This is a genomic window from Desulfofundulus sp. TPOSR, assembly GCF_011393055.1.
Classification (GTDB): domain Bacteria; phylum Bacillota; class Desulfotomaculia; order Desulfotomaculales; family Desulfovirgulaceae; genus Desulfofundulus; species Desulfofundulus kuznetsovii.
The window spans coordinates 168,311-184,217 of record NZ_JAAOEF010000003.1 but is presented as its reverse complement, the minus strand read 5'-3'; the positions used below and the strand labels follow the sequence as shown (position 1 = coordinate 184,217).

The following is a 15,907-nucleotide window of genomic DNA, read 5'->3' as shown; positions in this document are numbered from 1 at the left end:
CCTACTCAATAATTTTGCTGGCTTTCTTTTTCAATTCTTCCGGAATGGTCACGCCAAAGGCCGCCGCCGCTTTGGCATTTAAAACGATGCTCAAGTCCTTTTGTTTCTCAACAGGCATATCCTGGGGTTTTTCTCCCTTTAGAACCCTCAAGGCCATCTCACCGGTCTGCTGGCCCAGCTTGTAATAATCAATACCGATAGTACCCAGGGCACCGGCCTCCACCGTATTGCTCTCCCCGGCAATTACCGGAAGTTTATGCTTCTCGGCCACCTGGATTACCCCCGCCACGGACGAGACTACCGTATTATCCGTGGGTACGTAAATGGCATCCACCCGCCCCACCAGGGACTGGGCGGCCTGGACCACCTCGCTGCTGGCGGTAACCGGGGCTTCTACCACGGTCAGGCCCAGCGCCGGTGCCTCCTGCTTCACGATTTTCACCTGAACCTGGGAATTTACCTCGCTGGAGTTATAGATGACCCCCACCTTTTGGGCGTCTGGTACCAGCTCCTTGAGCAACTGCAACTGCTCCTTAATCGGGTTCATATCAGTGGTACCGGTAACATTGGTGCCCGGTTTTTCCATGCTCTTAACCAGTTTTGCTTCCACGGGATCTGTCACGGCGGTGATTAAAATCGGAATATCCTTGGTTTCATTGGCCATGGCCATGGCGGAAGGAGTGGCGATGGCCAGAATGAGGTCTTTCTTATCCTGGACAAACTTGCGGGCAATGGCCTGGAGGGTAGATTGATCACCCTGGGCGTTTTGGAAGTCTACCTGCAGATTCTTCCCTTCCACGTAGCCGTTGGCCGCCAGTGTTTCCAAAAAACCTTTCCGGGCCGCATCCAGAGCCGGGTGCTCCACGATCTGGATAATGCCGAGCTTCACCGCTTTTGCTTCACTTTTGACGCCCTGCTTACTTCCTCCTGAGCCACACCCTGCCATTAAAAAAGCCAACCCCAGTACAAGCACCGGCAAAAGCCATCTTTTCATTTTCCTGCCTGGTTCAAAAAAGCTCACAATACCTAACAATTGTTAGTTTTTGTGAACCCGGCCTCCCCATGACCAGGCTTTCGCTCCTTTCTGGATTGGATTTGCCTACCCCTGGGAGCAGGCTATAGCGACAGGGAGACCTCGGCCCCGCCCAGCACTCAACACCCAGGTTAAGTTAATACTTAGAAACTGGGTGTTGCGATGGGTGTTGAGTGCTGGGCACCCGGACGGGAGAACTGCGCGTAACAGGCACTTCCGGCTTGCGCCTTCATCAATGTTGACCATTTCGCGGTCCAGCACTCAAGTTTCTTGAGTGCCAGACGCCTCCCGCGACCTGTTAGGTACGGCCTACCGGTTTGTCCGACACCGGCTAAACGGGGTCACCTACTTGATAAAGCGAGCTGCTTCAACTCGTGCCAGACGGAATAAAACGATTCCTGCTTAAAACGGGTCAGCCCGTTGTGAACGGGAATCTTTCCTTCCAACCGATTGAAGAGCCGCTTCACCTTTCGGGTCATCCCTTTTCCTTCCCCAGGTAAGGAATCAACCTTCTGGTTCAGCTTCTCTTTGATGACTCGAATTTTTTGCTTCAACTCGCTGGTAATGCGCTCTCTGAAGCCTATCGCCCGCCGGGCGATAACCAAAGCGGCGGCGTGGTGGATAATTACCCCGTAGCGCTCCATGTATTTGTAATAACCAATGGTGGACGTGTGCGCCGGCCTGACCGGTTTTACGCCCACACCTTCCCTGGATGCCCTCCGCATGACGGCCTCGATTATCTTCTTAAACGGGAAGTTGGCCGCCATGCGGTTGAATTTCCTGTCCGTGTCCAGCCGGTCTTTCCCGAAGTCCAGGTCCTCCAATGCAATGGGTTTGCCCAGAGCTTCTGCTGTGTCCACCACCACTTTAGCCAGTACGCCTATCAGGTAGGTGCGCCGGTATCCGCGGCTGTAAGCAAGTTCCGGTATCTTGATGTACAGGAAACCGTTCGGTTGCACTGTCACCTGGAATTCCCCGGCAAATTTGTGTAATGCCTTCGGGTAAGGTACCTCGAAACCCTCCGGCCAGGGTTCAGGCTGGCCGAAATAATTGACGTTGGCTAAAGCTACACCGTCCGGGTTGGTATCCATGCCCAGGTAGCCCCGGTTGGAACTGGTCACCGGTTCAGGTGCTGCTATGGTGAAGGTAATGTGCACCCTGTACCGGCCGTCCCGGCCTCCGATTAACTCAACGTTATAGGGAGCGCCGGAAAGAAGAGACTCCCACACCTTGAGCCGGTGCTTTTCCGGCAGCCAGAGCTTTCCCGTTACCTGGGGAGCCCTCGTCATTACCGGTCTTCCTCTGCTGTCCGTGCTTGTCTGCTCGGATAGGTGGGAGATGGTCACGGACAAAGCAAATTCTCCGCTGCGGTAGCTTATCTTAATGTTCGGATTGCCGCCCTTGGTTTCGTCTCCCCGGGCGTACAGCCGGTTCTGCCGGGCGTTTCGCCATTCTTCTTTTGTGGCTCTACCCCTGCAGACCCGCTTCCACAAAGAACGGCCGCCAAAAACTACCGTGGGTATGGTGCCGTTATTTTGATGGGTTTTCAGTTCATCCAGCTTCGTCTTTAGTTTTTTGACCCGCGCTTTGCGGCCGTGTACGGTGCGTTCGGCTTTCTCGATTTTTACCGGGCTACCAGTTTTTATCGCTGCGGCCAGGTCTTTTTCCACCCGGCCAAGCTTCTTCCTGGCCCGGGCCAGTTTCGTTTCGGTTTCTTCGATGTCCAGCGCCAGCAGTTCCCGCCGTGATTCAATAATGGCCCTTGCCTTTAATATGGCATCGTCACAAAAACGGGAGTTTATGCCGAATATCTTCTGGCCTTCTTTTTAAGCTCTTCACGGGAACGACCTTCCTGAAGCCGGTTGAAGGCCCAGCGCTCGCACGAGCAAAAAAGGCGTATCTCGGTGGTCAGGGGATCTTCTTCCCCTCTGGCCCAACGCAGGCTGCGCCGGGCAGGAAAACTTTCCGGGAACCATTCGCCGCATACGGTGTATTTTATGCCGTCTTCCGGGTTAACCGTTTTTTTCTTTTTCGGCTTTTTCATCCGGCTCCACTCCCGCAATCAGTTCCCGAAACCCCTGTCTGACTTTTTTGCCGCCCCTGGCCTCGTACAACCGGGCCGAAAAGGACGTAATTATGGCCAGTAAGTCCCCCGTCTAGCTCGGTGTGAGCGTCTTCCGGTTCTTTTTCCGTGATAGCGATTATTTCCACGCCGCAGTGTTTCAGGTGCCGCTCGATGTACGAATATCCAAACCGGGCCAGTCGGTCGGGATATTCGATGATAAGGCTTTTTATACTCGCCCCGCCCGGCCAGCTTGAGTACATTCGTTATTATATTTTGTCAACATTTGTTAGCATGTTAGTAGCTGCTACGAACCTCCTCGTATCATAGTATTAGAACCACCGGACAACCCTAGATTCCAGTTTAGGAACAATATGGATTATCCGGATGGTTGGGAACCGGTTCCCGCATTTTGGGTACCGAGGCCAACAAAATCAATGCCTGATTCCACAGCGGGTACAGTACCGGGACCGGTAAATCGCGCGATTACTGTATCGTGGAATGGGTTATTGATAGCAGTTGGCCAACAGTACCTCGAATATGGTGGTGATGCCCAAGCAGTTTGTAAACGCTCGAAATGTATACACAATCTAATCCCTGATCGTTATCAAGCGAATGGACAGGTAAAAGTCCGCTGAGATATTTCTGGGTAATAGATTGTGATGGTTGTGGTCCTGTTCCAGCCGGCCCCGGAACGTGCTGTCAGGCAGTTGTCCCGGCCGGGCCGGCTTTCTGTTGCCTTTTTACACCAAGCTGGGTCTGGACATGGATGCCTCCTTTGCGGGACAATGGGACTAACAAGCCTGGTATGGGGATATTTCTTCCACCTCCAGTGGAGCCCGACAGGCTACCATTTCGTAAAGCGTGTTACCCCTGGTCCGCCGTCCATTTCTAACCGCTGGATGTACCCCGGCTGTCTGGTGATGGGATTCGCAGCCGCCCATTCATGCACCCCCAGGGCCGGATGAGTACTGATTACGAGGGTGAGTAAGGCGGTTCCCCGGGGGCATCCAGGTCCTGTACCCGGCTTGATTTTTCTGCAAAAGGGAGGTGAACCCCGTTGAGCAAACTTTTTGTCGGTATCGACGTGAGCCTTAAGGATAACAGTGTTCGTTGCCTGGACGCCAACGGCGATACTGTACGGAAATTTAGTGTGCCCAATACGGTGGACGGAGCAAGTGTCCTGGTGGATAACCTCGTTGAGCTTGCAGCCCAGCATTCTATGCAACAGGTAGTACTGGGCCTGGAGGCTACTTCTAATCACGGTTACCACCTGACCGCTTTTTGCCAAAACTCGGAGAAACTGGCCCCGTTTTCACCGCAAATCCATGTTTTAAATCCCAGGTCGGTCAATAACTTCAAGAAATCTTACAATGACCTGCCGAAAAATGATGATATTGATGCCTGGGTTATTGCTGATAAATTGCGCTTCGGTCGCCTCCCGGAGGAGGTTTTTATGGACGAACGTTTCCTTGCCCTCCAACGGTTGACCCGCACCAGGTTTCACCTGGCCCAGACGATTGCCCGGGAAAAGACGTATTTCTTGAACAATCTTTTCCTGAAATTCAGTTCCCTGCGCCAGGAGAAGATCTTTTCCGACCCCTTCGGTACTACGGCCATGGCAGTGGTAGAGGAGTTCTATTCCCCGGACGAGATTGCTGCCATGCCTTTAGAGGAACTGGTTTCTTTTCTACAGGAGAAGAGCAAAAACCGCCTGGTGGATGCTGAAGGGGTGGCTAAAGCCCTGCAGAAAGCAGCACGCTCTTCCTATCGCCTGAGCAAGTCCCTGGCTGACCCTGTTAACGCCTGCCTGGCTGCCAGTATCAGCGTCATCCGGGCCCTGCAGTCAGAGTTGAAAAGGCTGGATAAGCTGATTGCCCAGCATCTTGAGGCTATACCCCAAACGTTAACTTCCATCAAGGGCATTGGCCCGGTATATGCAGCAGGTATAATGGCCGAGATCGGCGACATCAGGCGGTTTAAAAACCAGAAAGCTCTGGCTAAATACGCCGGTCTGGTATGGAACGAACACCAATCCGGCCAGTGGAAGGCCCAGGATACCCCGCGGGTTCGCTCCGGCAACAAGTACTTGCGCTATTACCTGGTGGAGGCAGCTAACCTGATTAGGGTGCATGATCAGGAATACCGCGAATTCTACCAGGCCAAGTACAATGAAGCCCGTACGCATAAACATAAAAGAGCACTCGTCCTTACCGCCAGAAAACTGGTCCGACTGGTTTTTGCTTTGCTGCGCTCAAACCAGCTTTATACGCCCAGGAAAAGGGGTGATTGATCGCCTCCTTTAAGTGTGACCACTGCAGGAAATGCCCAGATATTGTCAGTTTCTGGGCCTGGTTTGTTGTTGCCTTTTTATGGCTTAACCCTAAAAATTTTTTCCAATTCCCCTTCAAAAAGTGCTTGACTTTTTACCGCTGCGCTTTTCTTTGACCGGTTGACGAGGCAGCAAAAAACAACGGGCAACAATAAAAATGCTCCCGGCGGGAGCACATTGCCCACCTCCTGCCATCCTGCCGTGTTACCTCTTCCGGCGGGCCAACCGGCTACTTATTTAAGTTAACTTTATCTTATGGTGAAGGGGTGGCGGCTGTCAATAATTTTTCAGTTCGCTTAAAGAGGGACCGGTGTCCGCAGGAGGTAGATGATCACCAGTACCGTAACCAGCAGCAGCATGGCGGCCAGCAACATATCGACGGTGAGCGAGTGCCGGTAAGTACCCTCGTTAATCTGGCAGCGGGTCTGCCGGTAACGGACGGCGGCCAGGACGACCACCAGCCCAGCCATGACACTGGAGCCTATCCCCAGATAGGCGGCCGATCCCCTGGACGGCGCAGTAACCATGCCCGCCTGCCACTCCAGCAGCCGCAAATAGAACGAAAATTTTTCAATGACAAAACCAAAGGCCAGAATGGCCACGGCCGTACGGATCCAGGACAGGAAGGTGCGCTCGTTGGCCAGGTGTTCCTGGATGTGCTGCCGGTCACCGGTACGGTCGCATTTTTGCTCTTCTTTTTCCTTTCCGTTCAATTCCAGCTTCCCCTCTGTTACCATCCCCTGGTATATTCGCCGGCACAGGGGATGCAGGCAAATTTTCCATCCCGCACCCTGGCCCGGGCCTCGGACACCGGTTCGCCGCAGAAGGCACAGGTCACGGAATTAAAAATACGCGCCTTCGGCGGCAGTTCTACCTTTACATGCTGCACTGCACAAAACTCCTCCGGCGGAGCTTCGAGGATATACCGGGTGCGCTGTTCTTGATGCTCCCGGAAGAGCTGCCGTTCCCTCTCATCGGCGGTGCCGGCAAATACCTTTTCCCTTAAGGCCCGGAACTCATCGTTTTGCCGCCACGCGCCCCCCTTGACCGAAACGCGTACCGCCTTGCCGCTTTCCCGGCAGATAAAGGTAAACACGTGCTTGCCGTGATCCCGGTACAGCAAATTGCCCTTACCCAGGGTGCAGCCGGTAAGTACCATCACCGCATCCACACCGCAGGCATCGTTCTCCACAATGGCCACCAGTTCTTCATCCTCCGCGCGGTGCCCGGCCAGCTCTTGCAGGCCGATTTTTGCCGCCCGGTAGCCCACGGCCAGGCCGGGGCAGGAATGCCCGTGAAACTCCACGCATTTTTCCCAATCACTTTTTTCCACACACATAACTGCTCGCTCCCTCGCCGTAATATCCACGTGTAGTTTATTCTACCCTGGTGGGCAGAATATCCTGCCTTAACTGAAAAATTGTACAATAATGACAGGCTGGATTGTTCCACCCCCCGGGCAATCTGCTCCACCATTTCTTTTCTGAAATTACTGGCCCTCCGTCCTTTGCTTTTGCTTTTTATTTGCCCTTTTTCAGGGCACAATAGACTGAGATGGTTGTAAGTACAAGGGGTGTTGGCGATGAAGAAATCAGGAAATATTATTCTCGGCCTGGGGTTAATTGCCGCCGCCGTATCGCTTTCTCTCTTATACGCCGGACACAAAACAATCCTGCCCGTTCTGGGCCTGCGGCAGGTTTTACGCCCGGTTGATGATGAACTGGTCGTGGGAAGGTCATATACCATTAAAGATGAAAAGGGCAGCCTCATAACCAGGATTTCCCGCCGGGTACATGTGGGGGATGAAATCATTACCGCAGAGGGAAAGCACTACCGCGTGCAGAAAGTGGACGGAGAACTGGCTGCAGCCCGATTTCTGGGAATGGACAGGGATCTGCTGGCCTATAACGAACTCTTTTCCAAAATGGAACTGCCGGCGGCGGCACCGGTTCGGAACAACCGGCCGGTGGTTATTTATCACACGCACAGCGACGAATCTTATCTCCCTTCCGACGGCAGCGCCTCCATTCCTTTCCGTGGCGGCATTTTTCAGGTCGGTGATTCCTATACCTATAGTTTGGCCAACGATGGGGCCAGGGTGCTGCACGATAAAACCCCCCACGATCCCCATGACGATAACGCTTATTACCGCTCGCGCCGGACGGCAGTGCAGTTACTGCAAAAGAACCCCATCGCCATCTTTGATGTCCATCGTGATGGGGTGGATGACCCTGAGTTCTACCGGCGAATCGTCTCCAATGAACAGGTGGCCCAGATGCGCTTTGTCGTGGGGCGGCAGAACCCCCACATGCAGGCCAACCTGGATTTCGCAAAACGGTTGATGGCTTATGCCAACAAAATGCACTGGCCGATTGCTAAGGACATCTTTGTGGCTGAAGGAAATTATAACCAGGATCTCCTGCCCACCGCCATTTTAATTGAAGCCGGCACCTACACCAATCGCAAAGAAGAAGCCATGCGCGGGATTGACCTGCTGGCGGATGCAGTCCCGGTAATCCTGGGCATTACCGGGCCGGCCAGCCGTCCGGAAGCCCCTGAATACGAAAAACCCGTGACCGACCCCACAGCCCGTCGACCGGGCGTATGGTCCAGCCTGGTATGGGTGATCATCATCACCCTAATTGGTGGAGGCATCTTTGTGCTCATCAGTGCCGGCAGTTATGAAAAGGCAAAAGAGCGGCTGGCGCACTTCTTCGGCCGGGAACTGGCCGATATCTGGGAAATAAAGGCAAAGAAAAGGGATCTGGAAAGGCAGGAGGAAAACGGGGGGAAGCGGGGCTGACAGCAAAACCGATTGCCGGGCAGTGCTGGATTGCTGTCCGGTACTCTTTTACGGGCTATTTGAGAAGAGCTTTTCCAGGACCGGTCGATACCTCCTGGGAAAACATTATTGCATAACCGGCATTTTTTTGCACACTTACTTCTGGCCCATGCCCGGAACGAACCGGCTGCCTTAAACTAATTTACTTACACGGGTCCGGCAGGACCCGTTTTTCGTTTCTTCTAAAAAATTTTTGCTTGCTGTAACCAGCTTTCCCTGATATGCTGGAAACAGAGGGTGATTTATTATGGAAGAAGTAAAAAAAGAGATTGCCGCCACTTCCGATGAGCAGGATTACCGCCGGGAAGGACAGATGTTTTTCCTGGGGAGCTGGGTACAGGGTGAAATACGGGACTTGCGCAATGAAATCCGCGAATTGCGCAAGGAAATGGCGGAAAAAGAAACCGGACTAAGACAGGAGATAAATACCGGAATTAGTTTGCTTCGTCAAGAAATTAAAACCGTAGAAAACAACCTGCGCCAGGAAATTGCCGCACTGCGCCAGGAAATGAAAGCCGAAAACAACAACCTGCGCCAGGAAATTACCGCGCTGCGCCACGAAATGAAAACCGAAAACAACAACCTGTGCCAGGAAATTGCCGACTTGCGGCAGCAAACCAAATCCCTGGAGAACAACCTGCGCCAGGAAATTGCCGCACTTCACCAGGAAATGAAAGCCGAAAACAACAACCTGCGCCAGGAAACCAAATCCCTGGAGAACAACCTGCGCCAGGAAATTGCTGCACTTCACCAGGAAATGAAAGCCGAAAACAACAACCTGCGCCAGGAAACTAAATCCCTGGAGAACAACCTGCGCCAGGAAATTGCCGCGCTGGCTCATGGAATCAAAAGTTTATTCTGGGCCACCATCGGCATCGCCGTGGCCACCCTGGCTGTAACCATCAGTGTGGCCATTAAGGTATGGCGGTAACCGATACACGTTAACCCTGTCCCCGCAAAACCACTCCAGGAACCGCGCGGCTTTTTTGAAGGTTTGGACCACTTAACAGCATCGTCAGTAAGCTCTTATGCTATGCCCAGCTTTGAAGGTTGAAAACGTAACAGCTGTGTTAAGCCATCCTCGCAAGCCAGTTTCACATGTTATTCCGGTTGGAACCACAGTGGTTTGTTTTTCCTTCAGTTATGAAAGACAAATTTTCCGCACACCGGATCAGTACCGCCTTCTTGCCCCGGCGCTTGCCCTCTAAAAGAAGCTGGTCAGCGAAGCCGATGAGCCGTTCCAGGTCGCGGTCGTCATCAATTAAAACACGTCCGGCAATTGCTCCACCCATGCTGACGGAGACATTCAGTTCCGGTTCCGGCACGGAAGCCAGCGCAGAGGAAAGAGAGGTAAAAATGCGCCGGGCAAGGACATTAAATTCTCCCGGTTGGTTAACGAGAAAGAACAGGACAAATTCATCACCCCCGTACCGCCCCACCAGATCATCCTTCCTGACCTGATGTCTCAACAATTCCCCTACTTTTTTCAGGACCATATCGCCCACCGGATGCCCGTAACAATCATTTATGGTTTTAAAATTATCCACGTCCATCATCAAAACGGCCACGTGGGGAAACTCTCCCCCCGCTTCCCTGATTAAATACAAGCACCGCTCCATAAAAGACCTGCGGTTAAGAACGCCTGTAAGGGGATCATAGCTGGCCAGCCATTCTAGCCGCCGCCGGGCCTGGTGGAGGAGTTCGTTTTTTTCCTCCAGTTCTTTTACTTTCTGCTCCAATTCGGACAGAGTGTCCCGTACCCGTAAGGCCATATTGTTAAAGGAAGAAGCAATCCCGGCCAATTCACTGGTCTGAAATTTGCTCCCTGCAAAGATATCCTCTTTTTTTGCCGGATCGAAGCGGGACAAGCGTTCAGCCAGATTTTTCAAGGGATATACTATTTGTGCCGCAGCCAGGGGATAAAGGAGGGTTGACAGCAATATCACCAGGATAAGTGTACCGCCGAGAGGAACACACAATTGCCGCAAAGGTTCCTCCACAAGTCCTCCCACTGAAGCCCAAACCCTTACCCTGAGATTGGTTCCCGGTACCGGCGCGCCGACCTCCAGGTTTTCTTTTAATCCGAAGGCCTTAAGCAACAACCTATCCCCGGAGGAGGGTTTTTCTTTTTTCCCGGCCAGATAAAGAACAGCACCATTACTATCTTCCAGGTAAATAACCGGCATTTCCCTGAGCCGCAGTTTGGGCTGGTAACCAAATCCAAAAAGAAATCTGGGGGCAAAAATTTGGGCAGGCTCCGGTTCCACCGGAAACAAAGGCCCGAGTTGAGCCGGGTCTATTCTTTTTACCAGCCCGCCTTTACTGGCTGCAATCCCCTCTCCCTGGAAAGAGAAGAAAAATCCATCTTCTCCCAGAGTGTGCTTCAGGGAAAGGGAAATAATCTGGCTTTCGTATAAAGCCATCTGGGTCAGGTATCTATTTGCCCAGGCAACGGTTTGTAAGGTGAGGTACTTGGCCGTAGCATAAACAGCCAGTAAGGTGGGAACCAGGGCGAGGGCAAAGAACCAGATGGTAAATACTTGAATTATACTGCGCCTTTTCCCACTCCCTGACATCAAACCGCTTCCTCCTTAAAACGGGCCAGGAAAGCCCGCGCTCTTTGAAACAGGTAGGGATCCAGTTTTTTACCCCCCATTTCTGCCATCACTTTAAGAGCTTCCCCCAAACTCAAGGGAGAACGGTAGGGCCGGGGAGAGGTTAGAGCATCAAACACGTCGGCCAGGGCTAGAATTCTCGCCTCCAGGGGAATACCGTTACCTTTCAGGCCCTCGGGATAACCCGTACCGTCCCAGGACTCATGATGCGCTTTGACTGCAGCCAGGATACCCCCCAGGCACCGGACCCCGCGGCACCTGCTCTCCACCAGTTCAAAGCTCCACAGGGGGTGCCGCACTATCATTTTCCACTCGCTTTCCAGCAAAGGGCCGGGCTTCTCCAAAATATGACGGGGCACCAGCAGTTTGCCTGTGTCATGCAGGGCTCCGGCCCAAAAAAGGAGCCGGGGCCTGCCGAGCCCGAGGAGGCAACTCAATCGAAAGGCATATTCTGCCGTGCGCACACTGTGCATCAGCAATTCCGGGAAAACAGCAAGTTCGGGGAAAAAGCGTTCTAAAAAAGGGTAAATCGTTGACAACGAAGGGGTTTCACCGGCCGGGAGAACATTCACAAATATCCCCTCCCCCAAAAATTAAGGCCACAAAGGCTCCTCTCCAAAAAGCTAGAGAACCAGCCTTCGTGGCCTAATTAATAATCCGCAGTTTTAAACCCCGGCTCAGTCAGGAAAGCTCCGGCTTTCTGCCGTCAAAAGTTCCATAAGTTTTTTATTTTTTAATTCGACGTTATCTACAAAATTCCTTTGCTGTCCGGTACTCTTTTACGGGCTATTTGAAAAGAGCTTTTTCAGGACCTGTCGATACCTCTTCCTCCCACTTTTTTACTTTGCGCTTGGGAGAAAAGGAAGCCGCGATGACAAAGATAACCGCGGAGACAATTACAATGGTGGCTCCACTGGGCAGGTCAAATAAACAGGATAGAAAAAGCCCCACCCAGGTGGAAAGAACACCAAAGAAGGAAGATAAAACAAACATTAGCCGCAGGTTATAAGTCAGCTGGTAGGCTGCAGCTGCAGGGTTTAAGATCAGGTTAAAAATAAGCAGGCCGCCGATGCTGCGTAAAGAAGCAGTAATTACCGAACCGGTTAAAAAGAGCAGGCCGTAAAAAATCAGGTTGGCCGGAATGCCTACGGCCAGGGCAACTTCCCGGTGAAAAATCACAGCCTGTATTTCTTTAAAAAAGAGCACCACCAGGCTCACTACGACCGCCGCTACAACAGCCAGCAAAAGCAGGTCGCGGTCGTTCACTGTAAGGATGCTTCCCCACAAAAGCTCCAGGGCCTGGGTTTTCGGGCCGGGCAAAAGGCCCATAAACAGGAAAGCCATCCCCATCGTAATGGAAAAAATAATACCAATGGGCGTATCGGGGTTAAACTCTCCCCGGTCGGCCAGCGGCCCGATTACCGCTGCTGCCACCAGGCTGAATAGAAAAGCCCCGACCAGGGGATTAAAACCCAGCCAGGTCCCGCAGAGCGCCCCGGCAAAAGCGGCATGGGAAATGGCCACCCCGATAAAAGAAAGGTTCATCGTGACAACGAAAACCCCGATCAGAGAACAGGCCACGCCCCCAAGCAGACCGGCCAGAATGGCATTTTGCATAAACTGGTAACTCAGAAGAGAAAGATCCAAAATATAACGCCCCCGGTTGCAGCCACCCGGCTACCTCTTTTTGGCAATGATTATTTTGGAATCCAGTGCATCGCCAATCTTACCCAGCGGGAGGCCGGCAAATTCAGCCGTTTCGATCACCTTTTCAATGGAGAAATATTCAGACAGTAGTTCCAGGCACTCAAATAGATATTAAATCGACCATTCTATATTCGAATGGCGATATCATATCTATCGAGTTAACCCTGCTGCTGCCAGCCTACTATCTCCTATCCCCGGAGGGGACTCGGCCTTACTTTTGAACCTGTAAATGAAATCGTAGAGGTTAAGTCTCAGCGGGTTGCACAACTTACACAAAAGAACTTTCAGGCTTAGAGTAAGTCTGCGGAGCTTCGCTCCCACCTTTAAAATGTTCAAAGCGCCGTTCAAATCAGCGTTGAAAACCTTGTTGAGCACATTGTCCCTGTACAGGCCGCGCTCAATTCTTTTGCCGGAACACTTAACTTTTATTTCTCCCTGCTTCTCTTTGACATCGGCGTACTTTCGCTGAATTTCCAAAATATCATCGGAAAGAGAGGAAGCCTTGCTGGTGTAGGACTCCTCTTTTTCTTCCGCTTTCATACCCAGCTCTTCCAGCTTGTACTTCAAAATATTGATCAGCTTACGAAAAGGAATACTCACGAAATTCTGGTTGGTCACTTTTCCTAAGTCTATTCCGTCTTTACTTTCTGTGGCCCCTTTGCCGAGGTAAACTGCTTTGTGGCCGGTTTCGTAGAGGAAATCGGCCAGGACACGGGCTACTTTGTGGAAGTGAGACTCAATCCAGCGATCGCGGTAGTTGTAAAGGTTGTGGAGGTAGAACTTTAATTTGAGCAGCTCTTTCGACATGGCATTTTTCCGGGGTTCGTCCTCTTCCTGAGCAATTTTGTTGCTCAGCGTATCCATTGCCGACTGCACCGCGGCCTTCTTTTTGTTAAACCAGCAGTTGAAAGACTTGATTTCCCTGCCGGAAATGATCAGGCTTTTTACGTCAGGGTTGGTTGAAATTAGAGAAATTAAATTGTCCATCCCCATGTCGATTCCGGCCAGATGGATAAGTCCGGCCTCCGGTTCTTTGAGTTCCTTTTCGTAAATTACGTCCACCCAAACGTCGGAAAGATGATAGACCAGCCTGACCGAGGATACACTTTCCACGTCCCTGGGGAGTTTTATTTTTATTCTTTTCTTGCCGTTCATGCGCAGGCGCAGAAAAAGTGTATTACCTTCTACTTCAAACACGTTGCTGTTGAATTCTGCCGTGACTTGCGTGAGTTTACCCAGCTTTTTGGGTTTGGGCGGTTGCGGCCGCTCTTTATATTTCCCTGGATTGACGCGATATTCGGCCAGAGATGCCAGAAAACTTTTGTAATCTTTGATAACCTGGCGGATAGTGGTCTGGAGGACGTAGTTGTTGTCTACCCTGGCTTTCTGCTCTTTCATCCTTTGGATCAGTTCCTGTAAGTCCGGGTGCTGGATAATCCTTTCGGACGCTTCCCGGAGTGCTTCTTCCTGTTCGGGTTTCTTTTTCGTAGTCTGGTCGGCCAGGAGGGAATAAATGACGCTCTGGTTTAAAATGACCTGCCCAAAAAGAGCGTAATACCTGCTCTGGAAGATTAACAACAAATTACGGAACTGAGCCAGGTCGTAGGCGAGTTCCCTCGCCCCTCTTTTTCTTTTGCTGGAAACCCTGATTCTTATTGCCCGCTTGACTTTCATTTAAGTACTTCCTCCAGACACTTCTTTATTTTCCTCCGGCTGGAATAGAATTTCATGGAAAAGCTGCGGAGTAAAGTGAAAATTTCTTCCATCAATTCTTCAGTATCGGATTTTTCGTTGGTGTAGTTGTTGATGACGATTATTTCCGTGCCGTAAGATCTGAACAGCTTCTCGAAGAAATTGAAGCCGGTCCTGGTCAACCTGTCTTTGTAAGTGATGATGACCTTTTCAATCCGGTAGTTGAGGATCTCTTTAAGTAATTCGTTAAAATCTTTCCGGTTGTCAAAATCTAAAGCGGAAGCAATGTCTTTATAAATCCCATCAATTGTCCAGCCGTTGTTGAGGCAGAACTGTTTCAACAATTCCAGCTGATTTTCTAAATCCCTCTTTTGCTTATTTGTGGACACCCTGGCGTAGAGCACGGTTTTCCTCTTGACAGGCTTGCCGGTGGTCTTTAGCAGGTATTCGTAAACGGATTTTTCGTCGTAGTCGTAGTAGCCGTTGGGCAGTTTGTTTACTTTGATTTTATTTTCCCACCGCAACCTGTTGAGGGTGCTCCGGCTGATACGTAATAATTCCATTACTTCTTTAGCTTTCATAGTAAGTATAGTATATCCAATTTGATAAAGACTGTCAAGAAGATGTTAGAATTGTGGACTATATAATCTTCAAAGGAAAGGTCTCCTTCAAAACTGTACACCCTGTCTCCTTTTTTCACGCCGGCGAAGGTGGTCAGATTCCACTCCAGATCCAGGAGAATATCTTTTGTTTCTTCACCTTTCCGGTAAAAACAGTGCTTGCTGATAAAAAGCCCACCCTCGTTTAGGCTGGCGTGGATTTTAGGCACCAGTCCCGGATTTTTACCGCCGGGATTGTAGGCAAAAAAGACCAGGTCGTAGCCGCTGCCCAGGTCGTCTTGAAAAAAGTTTCCGGCCAGGACTGTTACCTTTGCCCCGTGTTTTTCAATGTACGCCCTTGTTTTTTGAGTAACCCCGGGAAGATCGTAGACGAATACCTGCAACCCCGGGTTTAATTTTGAAAACGCAATTGCGTGGCCACCACCGAGATCGAGAAGTTTTCTTGCTTTTTGAAATTCCGGAAGTCCGGCCACAATCCGGACTGTTTTTGGCAGTTCCCCGGTCAGGTGTTCTGCGGCTATGGCGTGGATGTGATCCTCCCCAAAAAAGTCTTCTTCGCGGATCTTAACCGGTCCACCCTTCAAAATCGCGGGCAATTTTTCCCAGAGCCGGAATGTGCCCCGCAAGGTTTTCAAAACATTCTCCTGCGCCAGGGGGGAACCGGTTCGCAAATAAAGGTTGCTGATTTCAGCATTTTGATAAGCACCGTTAACTTCCACGAGGAAACCAAGCTTTTCCAGACACTTGCAGATGATGCGGGTGATCCGCAGGTTTAAGCCCAGTTCACGGGAAAGCTCAACGACCGGGCGCGGAGCTTCCAGGTGGTCAAAAAGGCCGGTTTCAACGGCCGCCGACAGAAGGCAAAACACTTTATAATTTACGGCGCAATTATTTAAGCGTGAATATAACGGCTGAACGTCGACAAATGGCTCCTGGCCAAACACATCCTCTACTGCTAAAAGTTTTCCGCACATAATTGTTTTCCTCTTTTCAAAATGTTTTTC

General features: G+C 51.3%; 14 protein-coding genes. 3 read left to right on the top strand and 11 right to left on the bottom strand.

What is annotated here, in order from left to right:
* Position 1: 1 nt before the first annotated feature.
* The 3 genes from G7K71_RS11685 to G7K71_RS19465 form a co-directional block, all read right to left on the bottom strand.
* Positions 2 to 994: an ABC transporter substrate-binding protein gene (locus G7K71_RS11685; RefSeq protein ID WP_166346642.1), complete on the bottom strand. Its 993-nt coding sequence runs from the start codon at positions 992 to 994 to the stop codon at positions 2 to 4.
* 380 nt (positions 995 to 1,374) lie between these two features.
* On the bottom strand, positions 1,375 to 2,703 hold the full coding sequence (locus tag G7K71_RS20060) for an IS200/IS605 family accessory protein TnpB-related protein (RefSeq protein WP_313884973.1): 1,329 nt from the start codon (positions 2,701 to 2,703) through the stop codon (positions 1,375 to 1,377).
* 128 nt (positions 2,704 to 2,831) lie between these two features.
* Complete coding sequence (locus G7K71_RS19465) at positions 2,832 to 3,077, bottom strand: hypothetical protein (protein ID WP_243174881.1); 246 nt, start codon at positions 3,075 to 3,077, stop codon at positions 2,832 to 2,834.
* Positions 3,078 to 4,155: 1,078 nt separating this feature from the next.
* Here G7K71_RS19465 and G7K71_RS11670 point away from each other — a divergent pair.
* Entirely contained in the window at positions 4,156 to 5,388 is a 1,233-nt protein-coding gene (locus G7K71_RS11670) for an IS110 family transposase (protein WP_166346639.1), read from the top strand.
* A gap of 335 nt (positions 5,389 to 5,723) precedes the next feature.
* Here the strand turns inward: G7K71_RS11670 and G7K71_RS11665 are convergent, their stop codons facing one another.
* Together G7K71_RS11665 and G7K71_RS11660 are read right to left on the bottom strand one after the other, a co-directional pair.
* Positions 5,724 to 6,140: a YidH family protein gene (locus G7K71_RS11665; RefSeq protein WP_166346636.1), complete on the bottom strand. Its 417-nt coding sequence runs from the start codon at positions 6,138 to 6,140 to the stop codon at positions 5,724 to 5,726.
* A gap of 17 nt (positions 6,141 to 6,157) precedes the next feature.
* Positions 6,158 to 6,766, bottom strand: a complete 609-nt coding sequence (locus tag G7K71_RS11660) for an FmdE family protein (protein WP_166346633.1) — start codon at positions 6,764 to 6,766, stop codon at positions 6,158 to 6,160.
* Between the two features lie 243 nt (positions 6,767 to 7,009).
* Here G7K71_RS11660 and spoIIP point away from each other — a divergent pair, with 243 nt between their 5' ends.
* Positions 7,010 to 8,230 (top strand): stage II sporulation protein P, encoded by a 1,221-nt coding sequence (gene spoIIP / locus G7K71_RS11655; protein ID WP_166346630.1) that lies wholly within the window; start codon positions 7,010 to 7,012, stop codon positions 8,228 to 8,230.
* Between the two features lie 286 nt (positions 8,231 to 8,516).
* The gene (locus G7K71_RS11650) at positions 8,517 to 9,200 is read left to right on the top strand and encodes a DUF1640 domain-containing protein (protein WP_166346627.1); all 684 of its coding nucleotides are present in this window, start codon (positions 8,517 to 8,519) and stop codon (positions 9,198 to 9,200) included.
* A 163-nt stretch (positions 9,201 to 9,363) separates the two neighbouring features.
* Here the strand turns inward: G7K71_RS11650 and G7K71_RS11645 are convergent, their stop codons facing one another.
* The 6 genes from G7K71_RS11645 to G7K71_RS11620 form a co-directional block, all read right to left on the bottom strand.
* Positions 9,364 to 10,845: a GGDEF domain-containing protein gene (locus G7K71_RS11645; RefSeq protein ID WP_166346624.1), complete on the bottom strand. Its 1,482-nt coding sequence runs from the start codon at positions 10,843 to 10,845 to the stop codon at positions 9,364 to 9,366.
* Entirely contained in the window at positions 10,845 to 11,456 is a 612-nt protein-coding gene (locus G7K71_RS11640; RefSeq protein ID WP_166346621.1) for an HD domain-containing phosphohydrolase, read from the bottom strand. Before G7K71_RS11640 ends, G7K71_RS11645 begins: the two co-directional genes overlap by 1 nt.
* 214 nt (positions 11,457 to 11,670) lie before the next feature.
* Positions 11,671 to 12,531 carry a metal ABC transporter permease gene (locus G7K71_RS11635; RefSeq protein ID WP_207712893.1) on the bottom strand — a complete coding sequence of 287 codons (861 nt, stop codon included), beginning with the start codon at positions 12,529 to 12,531 and terminating at the stop codon, positions 11,671 to 11,673.
* Positions 12,532 to 12,741: 210 nt separating this feature from the next.
* The gene (locus tag G7K71_RS11630; RefSeq protein WP_166346618.1) at positions 12,742 to 14,265 is read right to left on the bottom strand and encodes a zinc ribbon domain-containing protein; all 1,524 of its coding nucleotides are present in this window, start codon (positions 14,263 to 14,265) and stop codon (positions 12,742 to 12,744) included.
* Positions 14,262 to 14,864, bottom strand: coding sequence for an IS607 family transposase (locus G7K71_RS11625; RefSeq protein WP_166346615.1), 603 nt, complete (start codon positions 14,862 to 14,864; stop codon positions 14,262 to 14,264). The genes G7K71_RS11630 and G7K71_RS11625 overlap by 4 nt, the downstream gene beginning before the upstream one ends.
* A complete protein-coding gene (locus tag G7K71_RS11620; protein WP_166346612.1) occupies positions 14,861 to 15,877 on the bottom strand; it encodes a methyltransferase in 1,017 nt (338 codons plus the stop codon). Before G7K71_RS11620 ends, G7K71_RS11625 begins: the two co-directional genes overlap by 4 nt.
* Positions 15,878 to 15,907 lie beyond the last annotated feature (30 nt).